Source organism: Arenimonas sp. SCN 70-307 (assembly GCF_001724815.1).
Taxonomy (GTDB): domain Bacteria; phylum Pseudomonadota; class Gammaproteobacteria; order Xanthomonadales; family Xanthomonadaceae; genus Arenimonas.
The window spans coordinates 1-20,643 of record NZ_MEDO01000019.1 but is presented as its reverse complement, the minus strand read 5'-3'; the positions used below and the strand labels follow the sequence as shown (position 1 = coordinate 20,643).

Sequence of the window (20,643 nt, the reverse complement as noted above, 5' to 3'; positions counted from 1 at the left end):
CGGGACATTCCCCTACGAACCAGAAGAATCATACATGACCGCCCCCAAGCACTGTCGCCTGCTCATCCTCGGTTCCGGCCCGGCCGGCTATTCCGCCGCCGTCTACGCCGCCCGCGCCAACCTCAAGCCGGTGCTGGTCACCGGCCTGCAGCAGGGTGGCCAGCTGATGACCACCACCGAGGTGGACAACTGGCCGGGCGACGCCCACGGCCTGATGGGCCCGGACCTGATGGCGCGCATGCAGGCGCACGCGGAGCGCTTCGAGACCGAGATCATCTTCGACCACATCCACACCGCCGACCTTTCGCGCCGGCCCTTCCGCCTGGTCGGCGACAGCGGCGAGTACACCTGCGACGCCCTGATCATCGCCACCGGCGCCAGCGCCAAGTACCTGGGCCTGGAGAGCGAGCAGGCCTTCATGGGCAAGGGCGTCTCGGCCTGCGCCACCTGCGACGGCTTCTTCTTCCGCGACCAGGACGTGGCCGTCATCGGCGGCGGCAACACCGCCGTCGAGGAGGCGCTGTACCTGTCGAACATCGCCCGCAAGGTCTACCTGGTGCACCGCCGCGACAAGCTGCGCTCGGAAAAGATCATGCAGGACAAGCTCTTCGCCAAGGCCCAGGCCGGCAAGGTCGAGCTGGTCTGGGACCACACCGTGGACGCGGTGCTGGGCGACGAGACCGGCGTCACGGGCATGCGCATCCGCTCGACCAAGGACGACTCGACCCGCGAGATCGCGGTGCAGGGCTTCTTCGTGGCCATCGGCCACACGCCCAACACCTCGCTGTTCGAGGGCCAGCTGGAGATGCGCAACGGCTACCTGACCATCAAGTCGGGGCTCGAGGGCAATGCCACCGCCACCTCGGTGCCGGGCGTGTTCGCCGCCGGCGACGTGGCCGACCAGGTCTACCGCCAGGCCATCACCTCGGCCGGCTTCGGCTGCATGGCGGCCCTGGATGCCGAGAAGTTCCTCGACAAGGAATAAACCCGGCGCTCCTACAATGGCGCCATGCGACTGAAGCTGCACGAGCGCCTCGACGAGATCCCGGCCACGGCCTGGGACGGGTTGCACGACGGCGCCAACCCCTTCCTGGCCCACGCCTTCCTCGCCGGCCTCGAGCGCCACGGCTGCCTGCGCCCGGCCTGGGGCTGGACGCCGCGGCACGCCACGCTCTGGCGCGACGGCGAGCTGGTGGCGGCGGCGCCGGCCTACCTGAAGGCCAATTCGCACGGCGAGTTCGTCTTCGACCACGCCTGGGCCAATGCCTACGCGCGGGCCGGGTTGGACTACTTCCCCAAGTGGCTGGTGGCGGTGCCCTACACGCCGGTCACCGGCCCGCGCCTGCTGGCCCGCGACGAGAACGACCGCGCCGCGCTGCTGGTGGCGATGCGCGGGCAGGCCGACCGCGACGGCCTGTCGTCGTTGCACGTCAATTTCCATGCGGCCGTCGAAGACGCCGCCTTCGGCGAAGGCTGGCTGGCGCGCGAGGACGTGCAATTCCACTGGCACAACCGCGGCTGGCCGGATTTCGAGGCCTTCCTGACCGACCTGCAGCCCAAGAAGCGCAAGAACCTGCGCCAGGAGCGCGAAAAGGTTCGGCGCGCGGGCTACCGCTACCGCGTGGTGCACGGCGACGAGGCGGGCGACACCGACCTCGAGGCCATGTACTACTTCTATTGCCGCACCTTCGCCGACTACGGCAACCACCCCGCCCTGTCTCTGGAGTTCTTCCGGCACCTGGCCACGGCCATGCCGCGCCAGCTGGTGCTGGTGCTGGCCGAGCGCGCCGGCGAGGTGGCGGCCGGCGCGCTGTGCCTGCGCGGCAGCGACACGCTCTACGGCCGCTACTGGGGCGCCAGCGAAAACGCGCCGGGCCTGCATTTCGAAACCTGCTACCACCAGGGCATCGAGTACTGCCTGCGCGAGAAGCTGGCCGTGTTCGAGCCCGGCGCACAGGGCGTGCACAAGATCGCCCGCGGCTTCCTGCCGGTGGCCACGCGCAGCCACCACCACGTGGCCGAACCGCGCTTCGCGACGGCGCTGGCCGAGTGGTGCGCGCAGGAGCGCTTGGCCGTGGCCCGGCACCGCGCCAGCCTGCTGGGGCATCATCCCTACCGTGAGCTACCTGCCGATCCCTGCCCTGCCCGCTGACCGGCCCGAAGCCTTCCCGCCGGCGGAACAGGCGCTGGACGAGCCCAACGGCCTGCTGGCCTGGGGCGGCGATCTCTCGCCGGCGCGGCTGGTGGCGGCGTATTCGCGCGGCATCTTCCCCTGGTATTCCGAAGGCCAGCCGCCGCTGTGGTGGTGCCCGGATCCGCGCACGGTGTTCGACACGGGCGCGATACGGCTGTCCTCGCGCTTCCGGCGCACGCTGCGGCGCAGCCGCTGGGAAGTGCGCACCGATACCTGCTTCGACGCCGTGGTCGCCGCCTGCGCCCGCGCGCCCCGCCCCGGCCAGGACGGCACCTGGATCACGCCGGCGATGCGCGCCGCCTACGGGCACCTGCACCAGCTTGGGTACGCGCACAGCATCGAGGTCTTCGACGGGCCGAGGCTGGTGGGCGGCCTGTACGGCGTGGCGGTCGGCCGTGCCTTCAGCGCCGAAAGCATGTTCAGTGCCGAAAGCGGCGGCTCGAAGGTGGCCCTGGCGGCGCTGGGGCACTGGCTGGCGGCCTGGGGCTGGCCCTGGATCGACGCCCAGGTGGCCAATCCGCACCTGCTCGGTCTTGGCGCCCGCGAGCTGCCGCGCGCGGCCTTCCTGGCCCGCTGGGCCGGGCTGGTGGCGGCGCCCGGGCGGCCCGGGCCCTGGCGGGAAGCCCCGCTGCCGGCAGCCCGGCTGGCCGGCGTCAGCGCCGCTTAACCAAATTTTTGCAAGCGGGGCAAGGGCATGGCAGAATGCGCGGCTTCCAAGCGCGGTTTTCCCGCCCAGCGACACAAAGAATGTCCAAAGACGATTCCATCGAATTCGAAGGCACGGTGCTCGAGACCCTTCCGAACACCATGTTCCGGGTCAAGCTCGAGAACGGCCACGTGATCACGGCCCACATTTCCGGCCGCATGCGCAAGAACTACATCCGCATCCTGACCGGCGACAAGGTCAAGGTCGAGATGACGCCCTACGACCTGACCAAGGGTCGCATCACCTACCGCATGAAGTAACAAGAAAGGGGGTCAGGTTCACTTACCGCTGCGCGGTAAGTGAACCTGACCCCCTTTCTTTGCCCGGCCGCGGTCAGACCGTGGCGGGCAGCAGCTTCTCGGGCTCGGCCTGGGCCTCGACGACGAGTTCGCCGTCGCGCACTTCCACCGACACGCGGCCACCGCCGACCAGCTTGCCGAACAGCAGTTCGTCCGCCAGCGGGCGCTTGATCCTGTCCTGCAGCAGGCGCGCCATCGGGCGCGCGCCCATCTGCGGGTCGAAACCGTGCTGGGCCAGCCACTGCCGCGCCTCGGGCGTGGCGCTGAGCGAGACGTGCTTCTCGTGCAGCTGCGCCTCGAGCTCGATCAGGAACTTGTCCACCACGCGCAGGATGTGGTCGATTCCCAGCGAGCCGAACTGGATGATGCCGTCCAGGCGGTTGCGGAACTCCGGCGTGAAGGCCTTGCGGATCACTTCCATCGCGTCGGTGGTGTGGTTCTGCTCGACGAAGCCCATGGTGCGGCGCGCCGCCTGGGTGGCGCCGGCATTGGTGGTCATCACCAGCACCACGTTGCGGAAGTTCGCCTCGCGGCCGTTGGTGTCGGTCAGCACGCCGCGGTCCATGACCTGCAGCAGGATGTTGAACACGTCCGGGTGGGCCTTTTCGATTTCATCGAGCAGCAGCACGCAGTGCGGCGTCTTGACGATCTTTTCGGTCAGCAGGCCGCCTTGGTCGAAACCGACGTAGCCCGGGGGCGCGCCGATCAGGCGACTCACCGAGTGCGCTTCCATGTACTCGGACATGTCGAAGCGCACCAGCTCGATGCCCAGCTGCATCGCCAGCTGGCGGGTCACCTCGGTCTTGCCCACGCCGGTGGGGCCGGCGAAGAGGAAATTGCCGATCGGCTTGTCCGGGTTCGCCAGGCCCGAGCGGGCCAGCTTGATGGCCGAGACCAGGGTCTCGATGGCCGGGTCCTGGCCGAAGATGACCATCTTGAGGTTGCGCTCGAGGTTGAGCAGCACGTCCTTGTCCGAGGCACTGACCTGCTTGGTCGGGATGCGCGCCATCTTCGAGACGATCAGCTCGATCTCCTCGACGTCCACCACCTTCTTGCGCTTGTCCCCGGCCAGCAGGCGCTGGCGGGCGCCGGCCTCGTCGATGACGTCGATGGCCTTGTCCGGCAGCAGGCGGTCGTTGATGTGCTTGACCGACAGGTCGACCGCGGCCTGCAGCGCGTCGGCGGCGTACTCGACCTCGTGGTGGGCCTCGAAACGGGTCTTGAGGCCGTTGAGGATGGCCACGGCTTCGGCAATCGTCGGCTCGACCACGTCGATCTTCTGGAACCGGCGCGCCAGGGCGCGGTCCTTCTCGAACACGCCGCGGTACTCCTGGAACGTGGTCGAGCCGATGCAGCGCAGCTCGCCGCTCTGCAGCACCGGCTTGATCAGGTTGGACGCGTCCATGGTGCCGCCCGAGGCCGAGCCGGCGCCGATGATGGTGTGGATCTCGTCCACGAACAGGATGGCGCCCGGCTCCTTCTTGATCTGCTGGATGACCGCCTTCAGGCGCTTCTCGAAGTCGCCCCGGTACTTGGTGCCGGCCACCAGCGCGCCCAGGTCGAGCGAGTAGATGGTGGCGTCGCGCAGCACCTCGGGCACCTTGCCCTCGACGATGCGCCAGGCCAGGCCTTCGGCCAGCGCGGTCTTGCCCACGCCGGCCTCGCCGACGTAGAGCGGGTTGTTCTTGCGGCGGCGGCAGAGCACCTGGATGGTGCGCTCGACCTCTTCCTCGCGGCCGATCAGCGGGTCGATCTTGCCTTCGCACGCCAGCTCGTTGAGGTTGGCCGCGAACTCCTGCAGCGGGTTGCCCTTGGCCTCGCCGCCCTCCTCGCCCTCGGGCTTGGATTCGGGCGCGGCCTTCTCCTCGCTGGCGTCGCCGATCTTGGCGATGCCGTGCGAGAGGTAGTTCACCACGTCGAGGCGGGTGATCTCCTGCTGGTTGAGGAAATAAACCGCATGCGAGTCCTTCTCGCCGAAGATGGCCACCAGCACGTTGGCGCCGGTGACTTCCTTCTTGCCCGAGGACTGCACGTGGTAGACGGCGCGCTGGAGCACGCGCTGGAAGCCCAGCGTGGGCTGGGTGTCGCGCGGGTCGTCGGCCGGCAGCACCGGCACCGTCTCGGAGATGATCTGGCGCAGCCCGGTGGACAGGCGCGGCTGGTCGGCGCCGCAGGCCTTGAGCACGCTGGCCGCCGACGGGTTGTCGAGCAGGGCCAGCAGCAGGTGCTCGACCGTCATGAATTCATGGCGGGCTTCGCGGGCCTGCTTGTAGCACTGGCCGATGGTGTACTCGAGGTCCTTGCTGAACATGGTCTGCTCCGGAACGTTTGCTCCGATATGGGGCCAGCCTAGGCCTTTTCCATGGTGCACAACAGGGGGTGCTGGTGCTGCCTGGAAAACTCGTTGACCTGCGTCACTTTCGATTCAGCCACCTCGCGCGTGTAGACGCCGCAAACGCCCTTGCCGCGGGTGTGCACGTGGAGCATCACCTGGGTGGCCTGCTCGCGGTTCATGGCGAAGAAGGTCTGCAGGACCTCGACCACGAAGTCCATGGGCGTGAAATCGTCGTTGAGAAGCACCACCTGGTAGAGCGGCGGGCGCACCACTTCCGGGCGGGCCGCCTCGATGGCCAGGCCTTGGTCGTGCTGGTGTTCGGGCTGTTCGTGCTGGGGCATGGCGCCAGTATAAGTCCGGCCGCGCCGGCGGGCATCGCCGCCGCGTGGACACTTTCCGGGCTTTCGGCCGAGAATGGCGCGGCCGCCCCGCCCGGCCCGTGCAACGGAGCATCCTTGTTTTGACCTATCGCAGCGGCCGCTTCTGGCAACCCGACGTCACCGTCGCCACCGTCGTCGCCCACCAGGGGCGCCTGCTCGTGGTCGAGGAATCGGTCGCGGGCGAACTGGTCATCAACCAGCCCGCCGGCCACCTCGAGCCCGACGAGACCCTGCCCGCCGCCGCCTTCCGCGAGACGCTCGAGGAAACCGGCTGGGAGGTGGCGATCACGGCCTTCATCGGCGCCTACCAGTGGACGTCGCCGCGCGACGGCCGGCATTTCCTGCGCATGGCCTTCGCCGGCGAACCGCTGCGCCACCACCCCGACCGGCCGCTGGACGAAGGCATCGTGCGCGCCGTGTGGATGACGCCGGCCGAACTGGCTGCCGCCTCGGCCCGCCATCGCAGCCCGCTGGTGTGGCGGGTGGCCGAGGACTACCTGTCCGGCCGCAGGCTGCCGCTGCAGGCGCTCAACCACTGTCCATGAGCACGGCGCGGGTCATCGTCGGGCTGTCGGGCGGCGTCGATTCCTCGGTGGCGGCGCTGCTGCTGCAGCGCGCCGGCGAATCGCTGGCCGGCTTGTTCATGCAGAACTGGAATGATGATGAAGGCGACGGCGACGGATGCCGGGCGGAAGAGGACCGCCGCGATGCCCTTCGCGTCGCCGGCCTGCTGGGCATCCCCTTCCACGTCCGCAACTTCGCCGGCCAGTACTGGCGCGACGTGTTCGAGCATTTCGTGGCCGAGTACCGCGCCGGCCGCACGCCCAACCCGGACGTGCTGTGCAACCGCGAGATCAAGTTCAAGGTCTTCCTCGACGAGGCCCGGGCCCTGGGCGCGGAGAAGATCGCCACCGGCCATTACGCGCGGGTCGACCAGCGCGACGGCCGCTGGCGCCTGCTGCGCGGCGTCGATGCCGGCAAGGACCAGAGCTACTTCCTGCACCAGCTCGGCCAGGCCCAGCTCGCCGCCACCCTCTTCCCGCTCGGCCACCTGCCCAAGGCCGAGGTGCGCCGCCTGGCCGCCGAGGCCGGCCTGCCCACCGCGGCCAAGAAGGATTCCACCGGCATCTGCTTCATCGGCGAGCGCGATTTCCGCGAGTTCCTCTCGCGCTACATCCCGGCCCGGCCGGGCGAACTGCGCACCGCGGACGGCCAGCGCCTGGGCGAGCATGCCGGCGCTTGGTACTACACCCTCGGCCAGCGCGAGGGCCTGCACATCGGCGGCGTGAAGGGCCGCCCCGACGCCCCCTGGTACGTGGTGGGCAAGGACGTGCAGGCCAACGTGGTCTACGTCGACCAGGGCGCCGACAGCCGCTTGCTGCAGTCCACCCGCCTGTGGTCGGAGCCGGCGCACTGGGTCGACGGCGCCCCGCCGGCCGCGCGCTTTGCCTGCACCGCCAAGACCCGCTACCGCCAGGCCGACCAGGCCTGCACGGTGGAGGTGGACGCCGACGGCTCGCTTTCCGTAGCCTTCGACACCCCGCAGCGGGCCGTGACCCCCGGCCAGTCGGTGGTGCTCTACCAGGGCGACGCCTGCCTGGGAGGCGCCGTCATCGCCCGCACCGATGCCCCCCTCGAAACCCGACCGGACCCCGCGCAATGAAGGATCGTGCCCTCGCCCTCGCCGGCCTGCTGCAGGCCGTGCAGCTGGTGCAGCAGATGGCCCAGACCGGCCAGGCCCAGACCACGCCCCTGGCCGCCAGCATCGACAGCCTGTTCCGTTTCGACGCCGAGTCTCCGGAAGACGTGTTCGACGGTGCCGCCAACCTCCGCCCCGGCCTGGAGCGCCTGGTCGCCCAGCTCGACGGTGGCGCCGGCCGCGACCCCGCGCTCACCCGCATGGCCATGACGGTGCTGCACCTCGAGCGCAAGTTCATCGCCCACCCGCGCGCGCCGCAGGTGGTGCACGAGGCGCTGGAGGACGTGGCCCGGCAGCGCCAGCTCAACGGCCCGACCCACCCGACCGTGCTGGCCCGCCTGGGCGAGCTGTATGCGCTCGAGGTGAGCCCGATCGGCCCGCGCGTGCTGGTGCAGGGCAACCCGGTCTACCTCGGCCAGCCCGACGTGGTCGGCGAAGTGCGCGCCACCCTGCTCGCGGCCCTGCGCGCGGCGGTGCTCTGGCGCCAGCTCGGCGGCAGCTACTGGGACTTCCTGTTCGGCCGCCGCGCCCTGACGCAGGCCGCCCGCGACTGGCTCGAACAGTCGCGCTGAAACGGCGCGCGCAGGCCGCGCGCGCGGACGGAAGGGTACGGTTTGGGGCATAATATGGGGCTGTCGCGGCCCTTGGGCGCGGCACTCCCAGCCCCTCCCCGTCGATCCAGCCCGGAGCCTGTCCATGAGCGACTCCTTCGCTACCCGCGACCAGCTTGCCGTCAACGGCAAGACCTACACTTTCTACAGCCTCGCCAAGCTCGGCCAGCGCTTCGACCTCAAGCGCCTGCCGTACTCGATGAAGATCCTGCTCGAGAACCTGCTGCGCTGCGAAGACGGCGGCATGACGGTCGGCAAGGAGCACATCGAAGCCGTGGCCACCTGGGACGCGAAGGCCGAGCCGGACACCGAAATCGCCTTCATGCCGGCCCGCGTGGTGCTGCAGGACTTCACCGGCGTGCCCTGCGTGGTCGACCTCGCCGCGATGCGCGACGCCGTGGTCAAGCTCGGCGGCAACGCCGACCAGATCAACCCGCTGATCCCCTCCGAGCTGGTCATCGACCACTCGGTGCAGGTGGACGTGTTCGGCAAGCCCGAGGCGCTGGACCTCAACGGCAAGATCGAGTTCGAGCGCAACCAGGAGCGCTACAGCTTCCTGCGCTGGGGCCAGAAGGCCTTCGACAACTTCAAGGTCGTGCCGCCCAACACCGGCATCGTGCACCAGGTGAACCTCGAGCACCTGGCGCGCGTGGTGATGACGAGCGAGAAGGACGGCGAGCTCGTCGCCTACCCGGACACCGTGTTCGGCACCGACTCGCACACCACCATGATCAACGGCATCGGCGTGCTGGGCTGGGGCGTCGGCGGCATCGAAGCCGAGGCCGCCATGCTGGGCCAGCCGAGCTCGATGCTCATCCCGCAGGTCGTCGGCTTCCGCCTCACCGGCAAGCTGCCCGAGGGCGCCACCGCCACCGACCTGGTGCTCACCGTCACCCAGATGCTGCGCAAGCACGGCGTCGTGGGCAAGTTCGTCGAGTTCTTCGGCGAAGGCCTCGACCACCTGCCGCTGGCCGACCGCGCCACCATCGCCAACATGGCCCCGGAGTACGGCGCCACCTGCGGCATCTTCCCGATCGACGAAGAGTCGCTGAACTACCTGCGCCTCTCCGGCCGCGGCGACGACCAGGTCGCGCTGGTGAAGGCCTATGCCCAGGCCCAGGGCCTGTGGCGCGACGCCTCGGTGGAAGCCGAGTACAGCGCCGTGCTGAGCCTGGACATGGGCGACGTGAAGCCTTCGCTGGCCGGCCCCAAGCGTCCGCAGGACCGCGTGCTGCTCAGCGACATGAAGGCCAACTTCAATGCCAACCTCGGCGGCCTCACCGCCGGCCGCGCGCAGAAGAACGGCGAGGTTGCGCGCATGGACGCCGAAGGCGGCCACCAGCCGCAGGCCGAGCGCCTGGCCGCCAAGCCGGTCTCGAAGATCCGCATCAAGGACCGCGACGCCGAACTCACCGACGGCTCCGTGGTCATCGCCGCCATCACCTCCTGCACCAACACCTCCAACCCGGCCGTGATGCTCGGCGCCGGCCTGCTGGCCCGCAACGCCGTCGCCAAGGGCCTGACCGCCGCGCCCTGGGTCAAGACCTCGCTCGGCCCGGGTTCGCTGGTCGTCACCGACTACCTCAAGAAGGCCGGCGTGCTCGACGACCTCGAGAAGCTGGGCTTCCACGTGGTCGGCTACGGCTGCACCACCTGCATCGGCAACTCCGGCCCGCTGCCCGAGGAAGTCTCCAAGGGCATCGCCGAGAACGACCTGGTGGTCACCTCGGTGCTTTCGGGCAACCGCAACTTCGAAGGCCGCGTGCACGCCGAAGTGAAGATGAACTACCTGGCCTCGCCGCCGCTGGTGGTCGCCTACGCCATCGCCGGCACCACCGACATCGACCTGACCACCGAGCCGCTGGGCACGGGCAAGGACGGCCAGCCGGTGTTCCTCAAGGACATCTGGCCCTCGAACAAGGAAATCGGCGATTTCATCGCCAGGACCGTCGGCCCGGAGATGTTCAAGGCCAACTACGCCAACGTCTTCGCCGGCGACACCCGCTGGAACCAGATCGCCTCGCCGGAAGGCGCCAAGTTCGCCTGGGACGAGGCCTCGACCTACATCAAGAACCCGCCCTACTTCGACGGCATGACCATGCAGGTCGGCTCGATCGCCGACATCACCGGCGCGCGCGTGATGGGCATCTTCGGCGACTCGATCACCACCGACCACATCAGCCCGGCCGGCAACATCAAGGCCAGCTCGCCGGCCGGCAGGTTCCTGCAGGCCCGCGGCGTGCAGCCGGCTGATTTCAACAGCTACGGCTCGCGCCGCGGCAACGACGACGTGATGGTGCGCGGCACCTTCGCCAACATCCGCATCAAGAACCTGATGCTGGGCGGCGAGGAAGGCGGCAACACCATCCACTACCCGTCGGGCGAGAAGCTGGCGATCTACGACGCGGCCATGAAGTACAAGGCCGAGGGCGTGCCGCTGGTGGTGTTCGCCGGCAAGGAATACGGCACCGGCTCGAGCCGCGACTGGGCGGCCAAGGGCACCAACCTGCTGGGCGTCAAGGCCGTGGTGGCCGAGAGCTTCGAGCGCATCCACCGCTCGAACCTGGTCGGCATGGGCGTGCTGCCCTGCCAGTTCCTGGAAGGCCAGAACGCGCAGTCGCTGGGCCTGAAGGGCGACGAGGTGGTCGAGATCACCGGCCTGCAGGACGGCGCCGCCAAGCAGGCCACCGTGGTGGCCAAGCGACCGGACGGCACCGAGCTGCGCTTCCAGGTGCAGGTGCTGCTGCTGACCCCGAAGGAAGTCGAGTACTTCCGCAACGGCGGCATCCTGCACTACGTGCTGCGCCAGCTGGCGGCCCGCAAGGCGGCCTGATTCCACGGCGTCGCCGCGTTACCCGAAAGGCCCTCCCCGGAGGGCCTTTCGCTTTTCTCCCCGGGGCCTTCCCGTAGGAGCGCGGCCGGGTCAGCGCCAGTCGGCGGAGATGAGCTTCCACTCGCCGCCCTCGAGCCGCCAGCCGGTCTCGACCTGGTAGACGCGGGCGCTGTCGGGAAAAAGGCCCTCGCCGCCGCGGGCGGCGGCGGTGAATCCGACCTTGGCCCGGTCGCCCATCAGCTCGACGTCCAGCGGGCCCAGCGTGACCCCGACCTCGCGGTTGCGCAGCCAGATCACCGCCAGGTAGCGACGCAGGCGCTCGCGGTCCATGCCGTCCGGGCCGGCGAAGTCGTCGGCGAGGTGGCTGGCCAGGGCCTCGCTGTCGCGTGCCTCGGCCGCCTCGGCCATGGCCGCCACCGCCTCGCGCAGGGCTTGCTCGGGCGGGGTGCGCGCGCAGCCGGCGGCCAGCGCCAACGCCAGCACGACCGCGGCCGTGAAAGCCATGCGAAAGCCGGTCCGCTCTGCCTTGCCCTGCCCCGAGGGGTATGCTCCAATCGAGCGAATACTCAAATTCCGCGCGGCGCAAGCCCCATGCGCCCCGGCGGGTCGGCTGGATTCGATTTTCGGGAGTGAACGCATGGGTTTTGAACGTCCTTGGCTGGCGAATTATCCGAAGGGCATCGGTCCCGAGATCGACCTCGGGCAGTACCCGTCCATCGTCTCAGTGCTCGAGGAGTCCTGCCGCACCTACCGCGACAACCCGGCCTTCGCCAATTTCGGCAAGCAGCTGACCTACGACCAGGTCGACCGCCTCAGCACCCAGTTCGCAAACTACCTGCTGCACGAGCTCAAGCTCAAGAAGGGCGACCGCGTCGCCCTGATGATGCCCAACATCCTGCAGTACCCGGTTGCCATCTTCGGCGTGCTGCGCGCCGGGCTCACGGTGGTCAACACCAACCCGATGTACACCGCCCGCGAGCTCAAGCACCAGCTGGTGGATTCCGGCGCCAGCGCCATCGTGGTGCTGGAGAACTTCGCGCACGTGGTGCAGGAAGTCGTCGGCGATACGCCGATCAAGCAGGTCATCGTCACCGGCGTGGGCGACATGCTGGGCTTCCCCAAGGGCTCGCTGATCAACTTCGTGCTGCGCCACGTCAAGAAGCAGGTGCCCGAGTACGACCTGCCCGGCCACCTGCGCTTCAACGACGCCCTCGCCCGCGGCGCCGGCAAGACCCTGCCTGCCATCGACATCCGCCCCGAGGACATCGCCTTCCTGCAGTACACCGGCGGCACCACCGGCGTGGCCAAGGGCGCGATGCTCACGCACCGCAACCTGGTGGCGAACATGCAGCAGTCCTCGGCCTGGCTGGGTGCGAACGCCAGCATGGGCAAGGAAGTGATCATCACCGCGCTGCCGCTCTACCACATCTTCGCGCTGACGGCGAACTGCCTGGTCTTCATGAAGTTCGGCGGCCTCAACCACCTGATCACCAACCCGCGCGACATGAAGGGTTTCGTGGCCGAGCTGCAGAAGATCCCGTTCACCGCCATCACCGGCGTGAACACGCTCTTCAACGGCCTGCTCAACACCCCGGGCTTCGAGAAGATCGACTTCTCGCGCCTGCACCTCACCCTCGGCGGCGGCATGGCCGTGCAGCGCGCGGTGGCCGAGCGCTGGCAGAAGGCCACCGGCATCACCCTGGTCGAAGCCTACGGCCTGACCGAGACCTCGCCGGCGGCCTGCATCAACCCGATGGACCTGCCCGAGTACAACGGCTCGATCGGCCTGCCGATCCCGTCCACCGACGCCTGCATCAAGGACGACGAAGGCCGCATGCTGCCGGTCGGCGAGGTCGGCGAGCTGTGCATCCGAGGTCCGCAGGTGATGGCCGGCTACTGGCAGCGCCCGGAAGAAACCGCCAAGGTCATCGACGCCGACGGCTGGCTGCACACCGGCGACATGGCCAAGATGGACGAGAAGGGTTTCTTCTACATCGTCGACCGCAAGAAGGACATGATCCTGGTCTCGGGCTTCAACGTGTACCCGAACGAGGTCGAGGACGTGATCGCGCTGATGCCCGGCGTGCTCGAGGTCGCCGCGGTCGGCGTGCCCGACGAGAAGTCCGGCGAGGCGGTGAAGGTGGTCATCGTCAAGAAGGACCCGGCGCTCACGGCCGAGCAGGTCAAGGCTTTCTGCAAGGAAAACCTCACCGGCTACAAGCACCCGCGCTACGTCGAGTTCCGCACCGAGCTGCCCAAGTCCAACGTCGGGAAGATCCTGCGCCGCGAGCTGCGCGACGCCCCCAAGACCCCGGCCTGACCCTCCTGCCAGGCAAGTCCCCGGCGCCGCCCCCCGTGGGCGGCGCTGGCATTTGGGCGTTGGCCCGGGTGTAGACTGCCCCTGCCCCCTTGCGCTCCGCCGAAGGAACGTGTAGGGCACCACCCCCTTGCCTGGAGAAACCGCCATGTCCGTCGTCGAAAGCATCAACCGCGAGCCCGCCCTCACCCTGGTCGACCACCGCTCCGAAGCCGAAGCCGGCATCGAGTGGTGCTTCATGCACCACAACCCTGCTCCAGCCTACCGCCCCTGCTTCAGCGAGCAGCTGCTGGTCGACCTGCGCGAGTGCCAGCGCCAGGTCGCCAACCGCATCGCCAACGACGCCAACCACCCGGGCAACGAGGTCCGCCACCTGGTGCTCGCCTCGCATTCCGACGTGTTCAACCTGGGCGGGGACCTCGAGCTGTTCTCGCGCCTGATCCGCACCGGCGACCGCGCCCGCCTGCTGGCTTATGCCCAGCTTTGCGTTTCGGTGGCCTTCCATTTCGCCCGGCTGGCCGACGACCGCGTGCATTCGATCGCCGTGGTGCAGGGCGAGGCCCTGGGCGGCGGCTTCGAAGCCGCGCTGTGCTGCCACACCATCATTGCCGAGGAAGGCAGCGGCATGGGCTTCCCGGAGGTGCTGTTCGACCTGTTCCCGGGCATGGGCGCCTACACCTTCCTCTCGCGCCGCGTCACCCCGGCCCAGGCCGAGCGCATGATGCTCGACGGCAACGTCTATTCGGCCGAGGAACTGCACCGGATGGGCGTGGTTGATTTCCTGGTGCCGCGCGGCGAAGGCCTTTCGGCGGCCCGCGAACTGGTGCGCCGGCGCAAGCGCATGGGCAATGCCCTTCGCTCGATGAACACCGTGCGCATGACCTGCAACCCGGTGAGCCTGGACGAGCTGATGCGCGTCACCACCACCTGGGTGGACGCCGCGATGCGACTGGGCGACCGCGGCCTGCAGACCATGGAGCGGCTGGTGCGGGCGCAGAAGCGCCGTGTTCCGGGCGCCGCCGCGCTGCGACAGGTGGTCTGACGCGAAACGGGGTGGTCGCCAGGCAAGGGGCGGCCACCCCCGCGACGCGGCTCAGCCGGACTCGTTGTCCGTGGGCCGGCCGGAATCACCTTGCACCGGGCGCGCGGAGATACGCGCCACTTCGCTGCGCACCTGCGCAGCCGTGCCCTCGAGCTGGGTACCGATGTTGCCCACCAGGCGCCGCCACTCCTTGGCCAGCACCGCATCGCTGGCGCGCATGAGCTCCGTACTGCGCGACACCAGCGCCTGCGCGCCCAGGTTCTCGGAAACGCCCTTGAGCGCATGCGCGGCCTCGCGCAGGCTGTCCCAGCGCCCCTGCGCCGCCGAACGTTCGGCCTCGGCCAGGCAGCGGCTGGCGTCGCGCAGGCACTGCTCGGAGAAATCGCGCAGGAACTGCGTGCCCAGGCCCATGCCCGCCAGCTCCTCGAGCACGTCGGTGCGCAGGGTCGGCAGCTGGTCCTTGCGCTGGGGCGTGCTCGCCTCGCCGCCGGCGCCGCCGGCGATCTCGGCCAGGGTGTCGAGCAGTCGCGCGGCCACCACGGGTTTGGTGAGGAAGGTATAGGCGCCTGCGGCTTCGGCGTCGCGCACCGCGTCCACGGTGGCGTCGGCGCTGAGCACCACGATCGGCGTGCGGGTGGAGCCGGCCTGCATCACGCGCGCCTGCTTGATCACCTCCAGGCCGTCCACGCCCGGCATGTGCAGGTCGACGATGGCCGCGTCGAGCGTTTCGGCCTCGAGGCGGTCCAGCGCCTGCTCGCCGTCCTCGGCGAACACCGGCTGGTGGCCGGCGCGCTCGAGCAGGCGCTGCAGCACGAGGCGGTTGGCCGGCTGGTCGTCGGCCACCAGCACGCGCATCGGCCGCACGCGCGCGCGATGGCGCACGAAGGGATCGTCGAAGGAGATGACCTTGCCTTCGTCCTGGGCCGCGGCGGCGGATTCGCTGCCGGCCACCACCTCGAACTCCAGGTCCACCCAGAAATGCGTTCCGCCACCCGGGTTGTCCTCCAGGCCGATATTGCCGCCGAGCAGTTCGGTCAGCGTCTTGGCGATGGTCGTGCCCAGGCCGGTGCCGCCGAAACGGCGCGTCGGACCGCTGTCGACCTGCTCGAAGGCCTGGAACAGCGTGGCCTTGGCCGAATCCGGCACGCCGATGCCGGTGTCGCGCACGGAGAAGCGCAGTGCCGCCCTGCCCGCCTCCAGCGCGCGTGGCTCGAACGTCAGCCGCACGCTGCCGGCCTCGGTGAACTTGATGGCGTTGTGGGTGAGGTTGAGCAGGATCTGGCCCAGGTGACCGGCGTCGCCGCGCAGGCGCTGCGGGATGGATTCCGGCACCTCCACCGAAAGCTCGAGGCTCTTGTTGGCCGCCATCGGCTGGAGCATGGTGCGGATGCGCCGGGCCAGCTCGCGCGGCGCGAACTCGCTGTCCTGGCGCTTGAGCTTGCCGGCCTCGATGGCCGAGATGTCGAGCACGTCCTCGACCAGCAGCAGCAGCGTCTGCGCCGAGGTCTGGATGACGTCGGCGGCCTCGCGCTGCTCGGGCGCCAGGCGCGTGCCCGAGAGCAGCTCGGCCATGCCGATGATGCCGTTGAGCGGCGAGCGGAACTCGTGGCTCATGTTGGCCAGGAAGCGGCTCTTGGCGGCGTTGGCGCGCCGCGCTTCCTCGCCGGCGCGGCGCAGGTCGCGCAGCAGGCTGATCAGGTAGGCCGGGATCGCCACCAGGCCCACCAGCAGGCCCCAGGCGATGTACGGATTCTCCTGCCAGTAAGGCGTGGACAGGATCACCGCCAGGAAGGTGGCCACCGCCAGGCCCATGGCCGCGAACAGGTAGGTGGTGCCGAAGCGCAGGCCGTTGCCTACGGTCACCCAAAGGATGATGACGTAGAGCGGCGCCAGCACCTCGCCCTTGAGGATCATCATCGCCGCGAGCGTGCTGTAGTCGGCCAGCATGCCCAGCACGCGCCGCCCGTGCGAGACGCCCGGGCGCAGGATGATGGCGATGACGATGCCCAGGCCGAGCAGGGTCTCGGCCAGCAGGATCAGCACGCTCAGTCGCAGCTCGGCGCCGGCGTTGCTGCCCGAGGCCAGGCCGGCCAGGTAGGCCAGCAGCACCGCGGCGATGACGAGGCGGACCAGCGCCTGGCCATGTTCGCTGTCGGGGCGGTTGGCGAAGGCGCGGATCATGGCGTGGCGCTTGCGCGCGGGCCCCGGGCGGGCCTCAGGCGCTGGCTTGCCCCGGGGTCACGAAGCGGAAGACTTCCTCGAGGCGCTCGCGGCGGGCCAGCGTCGCCGAGACCACGGCGGGGTCGAACAGCGTGCCCGAACCTTCGCGGATGAAATCGATGGCGGCCGCGAAGGGATGCGCCGGGCGCCAGGGTCGCGGCGAGGTCATGGCGTCGAGCACGTCCGCCACGGCGACGATGCGCGCCGGCAGCGGGATGTCCTCGCCGGCCAGGCCGCGCGGGTAACCGCTGCCGTCCCAGCGTTCCTGGTGGCCCAGGGCGATGGCGGCGCCCACCTGCACGAAGCGGCTGCCGCTGCCCGAGAGCAGCTCGTGGCCCAGCGCGGGATGGCGGCGCACTTCCGCCATCTCGGCGTCGGTGAGCGGCCCGGGCTTGCGCAGGATGGTGTCGGAGATGGCCAGCTTGCCGATGTCGCGCAGCGGCGCGCCCAGCTCGATGGTGCGCACCTCGTCCTCGGACTGGCCCAGGGCCTCGGCGATCAGGCCGGCATAGCGGCCCAGGCGCTCGAAACTGGCCACCGGGCCGCCGTCGTGCATGGCGGTGGCCTTGGCCAGGCGGTGCAGCAGCTCGCGCTCGCGGTCGTCGAGCTCGTGCATGCGCGCCAGCAGCTGGCGCTCGAGCTCGTGGGCGCGGGTCTTGAGGTTCTGCTGCTGCTGGCGCAGGGCCAGCAGGTTGCGGCAGCGCGAGCGCAGTTCGCGCGGGCGCACCGGCTTGACCAGGAAATCGATGACGCCGGCCTCGAGGGCGGCGTTGCGGATCGGCTCGTCGCCGACCACGGTGATCAGGATGATCGGCACGTCGCGGTGCGACAGCGGCCGGCGGAAGCGACGGGCGAACTCCAGCCCGTCGAGCTTGGGCATGCGGTAGTCGAGCAGCAGCAGGTCGGGCGAGCTGCGCTGCGACCACAGCAGGGCCTCCACCGGGTCACCGAAGTCGGTGACCTTAACTTCGGGACTGATGTCCTCCAGCAAGTGGCGGAACATGGTCCGTTGCGAGGGCTGGTCATCGACGATCAGTACGTTCACGTGAAGCTCCCGGGTGCGCACACCGTGATTGCCACGGGGGTCCCGCGGCTCACCGGCAGCTTACCCCCGGGAATTCAACCCCGGCAAGCACTTGCCCGACATTCTTGCTTACGCTTCTGGGCGCATGTACGGGAACAGCAGCACGTCGCGGATGGACGCGCTGTCGGTCACCAGCATCACCAGGCGGTCGATGCCGATGCCCAGGCCGCCGGTCGGGGCCATGCCATACTCCAGCGCACGGATATAGTCGGCGTCGTAATGCATGGCCTCGTCGTCGCCGCCCTCCTTGGCCTCGACCTGGGCCAGGAAGCGCGCCTTCTGGTCTTCCGGGTCGTTGAGCTCGGAGAAGCCGTTGGCGATCTCGCGGCCGCCGACGAAGAGCTCGAAGCGGTCGGTGATCTCCGGGTCGCGGTCGGAGGCGCGCGCCAGGGGGCTGACCTCGACCGGGTGGTCGGTGATGAAGGTCGGCTGCACCAGGGTGTGCTCGACGGTCTTCTCGAAGATCTCCAGCAGCAGCTTGCCCCAGCCGTAGGCGTCCTTGAAGCGGATGCCCAGGCGGCGGCAGTGGCCGCGCATGGCCTCGAGGTCGCGCAGTTCCTCGCGGCGGATCTCCGGGTTGTGCTCGAGCACCGCGTCGGTCATGGACCAGCGGCGGAAGGCCGGGCCGAGGTCGATCTGCATGCCTTCCCACTCGAGGTGCGTGGTGTCGCGCACGCGCAGGGTGACCTCGCGGATCAGCGCCTCGGTCAGGTCCATCACCTCGTTGTACGTGGCGTAGGCCTCGTACAACTCGAGCATGGTGAACTCGGGGTTGTGCCGGGTGGACACGCCCTCGTTGCGGAAGTTGCGGTTGATCTCGTACACGCGCTCCAGGCCGCCCACCACCAGGCGCTTGAGATAGAGCTCGGGCGCCACGCGCAGGTACAGGTCGAGGTCGAGCGCGTTGTGGTGCGTCACGAACGGACGCGCGGTGGCGCCGCCGGGGATGTAATGCATCATCGGCGTCTCGACCTCGAGGAAGCGCCGGGCGTCGAGCCAGCCGCGCATCGCCGAGACGATGCGCGAGCGCTGCACGAACACCTCGCGCGCCTCGGGATTCACGATCAGGTCGACGTAGCGCATGCGGTAGCGCTGCTCGACGTCGGCCAGGCCGTGGAACTTGTCGGGCAGCGGGCGCAGCGACTTGGTCATCAGCCGCAGGCGGTCGGCCTTGACCGACAGCTCGCCGGTGCGGGTGCGGGTGAGCCCGCCCTCGACCGCCACGATGTCGCCGATGTCCCAGCCCTTGAAGGCCTCGTAGGCCTCGCCCAGTTCGCCACCCTGCAGGTAGAGCTGGATGCGGCCGCTCATGTCCTGGACCTGGGCGAAGCTGGCCTTGCCCATCACCCGCTTGGCCAGCAGGCGGCCGGCGACGGCGACGCGGCGATCAAGCGCCTCGAGCTTCTCGGTCGTCCACTCGTCCTTGTCGGCGAACTCGGCCTGCAGGTCGCCGGCGTAGTCGGCGCGCACGAAGTCGTTCGGGAAGGCGATGGCCCCCGACTCGCGCAGCGCGGCGAGTTTGCCGCGGCGCTCGGCGATCAGGGTGTTCTCGTCGGCGGCGGGGGTCTGGCTGGGCTGGTCGGTCATGGCGGCATCGTCTTCTGGAAAGGATTCGCGCCTGAAGGCGCTCCTACAGGGGGCTCAGGCGTCTGCGCGTTTCGCGCCGACCTCGAGGCCGGCCTTGAGGCTGGCTTCGATGAACTCGTCGAGGTCGCCGTCGAGCACCTTCTGGGTGTCGGAGCGCTCGATGCCGGTGCGCAGGTCCTTGATGCGGCTCTGGTCGAGCACGTAGTTGCGGATCTGGCTGCCCCAGCCGATGTCGGACTTGGTGGCTTCCACCGCGTCCTTCTCGGCATTGCGCTTCTGGATCTCGAGCTCGTAGAGCTTGGCGGCGAGCATCTTCATCGCGGTGTCGCGGTTGGAATGCTGGCTGCGGCCGGTCTGGCAGGCCACCACGATGCCGGTGGGCACGTGGGTGATGCGCACGGCCGACTCGGTCTTGTTCACGTGCTGGCCGCCGGCGCCGGACGAGCGGTACACGTCGGTCTTGAGGTCGGCCGGGTTGATGGTGATGTCGATGTTGTCGTCGACTTCCGGCGAGACGAACACCGAGGTGAAGCTGGTGTGCCGGCGGTTGTCGGAGTCGAAAGGCGACTTGCGCACCAGGCGGTGCACGCCGGTCTCGGTCTTGAGCCAGCCGTAGGCGAAGTCGCCCTCGACGCGCACGGTGGCCGACTTGATGCCCGCCACTTCGCCGCCGCTGACTTCCATCAGCTCGGTCTTCCAGCCGCGCGACTCGCACCAGCGCAGGTACATGCGCAGCAGGATCTCGGCCCAGTCCTGGGCCTCGGTGCCGCCGGCGCCGGCCTGGATGTCGACGTAGGCATTGGCCGAGTCCATCTTGCCGGAGAACATGCGCTGGAACTCGAGCTTCTCGACCTCGCGCGCGTGCTTCTCGACATCCTCGACCACCGCGTCGGCGGTGTCCTGGTCGTTTTCCATCTCGGCCAGGTCGAGCAGCTCGTCGGCGCCCTTGAGGCCGTCGGTGAGCGTGCGGATGCCGCCGACCACCTTCTCGAGCGCGGCGCGCTCGCGGCCCAGGCCCTGGGCGCGTTCGGGGTCGTTCCAGACGTCGGGGCTTTCAAGCTCCCGGTTCACTTCCTCGAGACGTTCGACCTTCAGGTCGAAGTCAAAGATACCCCCTGAGCGAATCCAGCCGGCCCAGGAGGTCGGCGATGCGCTGGCGGACGGGATTGAGTTCCATGGTGTCCTGCGGTTGGTGTCACGAAAGGCCGCAGATGATACCACCCGGCCCACCTTCCCTTGTAGGAGCAACTGTCTTGCTCAGGCCGGGTGGACCCTCCAGTCGGTCTGATCCCTGATCATGGCGTTCAGGCGGATTGCCAGGATGCGCATGCAGGCG

Annotated in this window: 17 protein-coding genes; 10 read left to right on the top strand and 7 right to left on the bottom strand. The window is 69.2% G+C overall.

Features of this window, described 5'->3' with window-relative positions; translation table 11 throughout:
- The first annotated feature begins 34 nt into the window (after positions 1 to 34).
- From trxB to infA, 4 genes are all read left to right on the top strand, one after another.
- Positions 35 to 985 carry a thioredoxin-disulfide reductase gene (gene trxB, locus ABS41_RS10710; protein WP_290593770.1) on the top strand — a complete coding sequence of 317 codons (951 nt, stop codon included), beginning with the start codon at positions 35 to 37 and terminating at the stop codon, positions 983 to 985.
- Between the two features lie 24 nt (positions 986 to 1,009).
- A complete protein-coding gene (locus tag ABS41_RS10705; protein WP_290593768.1) occupies positions 1,010 to 2,152 on the top strand; it encodes a GNAT family N-acetyltransferase in 1,143 nt (380 codons plus the stop codon).
- The gene (gene aat / locus ABS41_RS10700; protein ID WP_290593765.1) at positions 2,118 to 2,861 is read left to right on the top strand and encodes a leucyl/phenylalanyl-tRNA--protein transferase; all 744 of its coding nucleotides are present in this window, start codon (positions 2,118 to 2,120) and stop codon (positions 2,859 to 2,861) included. Before ABS41_RS10705 ends, aat begins: the two co-directional genes overlap by 35 nt.
- An 80-nt stretch (positions 2,862 to 2,941) precedes the next feature.
- Positions 2,942 to 3,160 carry a translation initiation factor IF-1 gene (gene infA, locus ABS41_RS10695; RefSeq protein ID WP_034211033.1) on the top strand — a complete coding sequence of 73 codons (219 nt, stop codon included), beginning with the start codon at positions 2,942 to 2,944 and terminating at the stop codon, positions 3,158 to 3,160.
- Positions 3,161 to 3,233: 73 nt separating this feature from the next.
- On the opposite strand, the gene clpA is transcribed toward infA, so the two are convergent.
- Both clpA and clpS read right to left on the bottom strand, forming a co-directional pair.
- Entirely contained in the window at positions 3,234 to 5,510 is a 2,277-nt protein-coding gene (gene clpA, locus ABS41_RS10690) for an ATP-dependent Clp protease ATP-binding subunit ClpA (protein WP_290593760.1), read from the bottom strand.
- Positions 5,511 to 5,548: 38 nt separating this feature from the next.
- A complete protein-coding gene (gene clpS, locus ABS41_RS10685; protein ID WP_290593758.1) occupies positions 5,549 to 5,875 on the bottom strand; it encodes an ATP-dependent Clp protease adapter ClpS in 327 nt (108 codons plus the stop codon).
- Between the two features lie 119 nt (positions 5,876 to 5,994).
- Here clpS and ABS41_RS10680 point away from each other — a divergent pair, with 119 nt between their 5' ends.
- From ABS41_RS10680 to acnA, 4 genes are all read left to right on the top strand, one after another.
- Complete coding sequence (locus tag ABS41_RS10680; RefSeq protein ID WP_290593755.1) at positions 5,995 to 6,459, top strand: NUDIX hydrolase; 465 nt, start codon at positions 5,995 to 5,997, stop codon at positions 6,457 to 6,459.
- Positions 6,456 to 7,577, top strand: coding sequence for a tRNA 2-thiouridine(34) synthase MnmA (gene mnmA, locus ABS41_RS10675; RefSeq protein ID WP_290593753.1), 1,122 nt, complete (start codon positions 6,456 to 6,458; stop codon positions 7,575 to 7,577). Before ABS41_RS10680 ends, mnmA begins: the two co-directional genes overlap by 4 nt.
- Positions 7,574 to 8,185: a high frequency lysogenization protein HflD gene (gene hflD, locus ABS41_RS10670; protein WP_290593751.1), complete on the top strand. Its 612-nt coding sequence runs from the start codon at positions 7,574 to 7,576 to the stop codon at positions 8,183 to 8,185. The genes mnmA and hflD overlap by 4 nt, the downstream gene beginning before the upstream one ends.
- A gap of 124 nt (positions 8,186 to 8,309) precedes the next feature.
- Positions 8,310 to 11,057: an aconitate hydratase AcnA gene (gene acnA, locus ABS41_RS10665; protein ID WP_290593749.1), complete on the top strand. Its 2,748-nt coding sequence runs from the start codon at positions 8,310 to 8,312 to the stop codon at positions 11,055 to 11,057.
- Between the two features lie 90 nt (positions 11,058 to 11,147).
- Here acnA and ABS41_RS10660 read toward each other — a convergent pair whose 3' ends face one another.
- Positions 11,148 to 11,561 carry a nuclear transport factor 2 family protein gene (locus ABS41_RS10660; protein ID WP_290593747.1) on the bottom strand — a complete coding sequence of 138 codons (414 nt, stop codon included), beginning with the start codon at positions 11,559 to 11,561 and terminating at the stop codon, positions 11,148 to 11,150.
- Between the two features lie 133 nt (positions 11,562 to 11,694).
- Here ABS41_RS10660 and ABS41_RS10655 point away from each other — a divergent pair, with 133 nt between their 5' ends.
- Positions 11,695 to 13,377, top strand: a complete 1,683-nt coding sequence (locus ABS41_RS10655; RefSeq protein WP_290593745.1) for a long-chain fatty acid--CoA ligase — start codon at positions 11,695 to 11,697, stop codon at positions 13,375 to 13,377.
- 145 nt (positions 13,378 to 13,522) lie between these two features.
- Positions 13,523 to 14,416, top strand: a complete 894-nt coding sequence (locus ABS41_RS10650) for a crotonase/enoyl-CoA hydratase family protein (RefSeq protein WP_290593743.1) — start codon at positions 13,523 to 13,525, stop codon at positions 14,414 to 14,416.
- Positions 14,417 to 14,467: 51 nt separating this feature from the next.
- On the opposite strand, the gene ABS41_RS10645 is transcribed toward ABS41_RS10650, so the two are convergent.
- The 4 genes from ABS41_RS10645 to prfB form a co-directional block, all read right to left on the bottom strand.
- On the bottom strand, positions 14,468 to 16,597 hold the full coding sequence (locus tag ABS41_RS10645) for an ATP-binding protein (protein WP_290593741.1): 2,130 nt from the start codon (positions 16,595 to 16,597) through the stop codon (positions 14,468 to 14,470).
- A gap of 34 nt (positions 16,598 to 16,631) precedes the next feature.
- Positions 16,632 to 17,681 carry an HD domain-containing phosphohydrolase gene (locus ABS41_RS10640; protein WP_290593739.1) on the bottom strand — a complete coding sequence of 350 codons (1,050 nt, stop codon included), beginning with the start codon at positions 17,679 to 17,681 and terminating at the stop codon, positions 16,632 to 16,634.
- A 108-nt stretch (positions 17,682 to 17,789) separates the two neighbouring features.
- Positions 17,790 to 19,307: a lysine--tRNA ligase gene (lysS, locus tag ABS41_RS10635; RefSeq protein ID WP_290593738.1), complete on the bottom strand. Its 1,518-nt coding sequence runs from the start codon at positions 19,305 to 19,307 to the stop codon at positions 17,790 to 17,792.
- A 54-nt stretch (positions 19,308 to 19,361) separates the two neighbouring features.
- Positions 19,362 to 20,484, bottom strand: a protein-coding gene (gene prfB, locus ABS41_RS10630) for a peptide chain release factor 2 (protein WP_290593736.1) whose coding sequence is annotated in 2 segments (ribosomal slippage) — positions 19,362 to 20,411 and positions 20,413 to 20,484 — 1,122 coding nt in all. Because the reading frame shifts where the segments join, the coding sequence is not laid out codon by codon here.
- Positions 20,485 to 20,643: the final 159 nt, after the last annotated feature.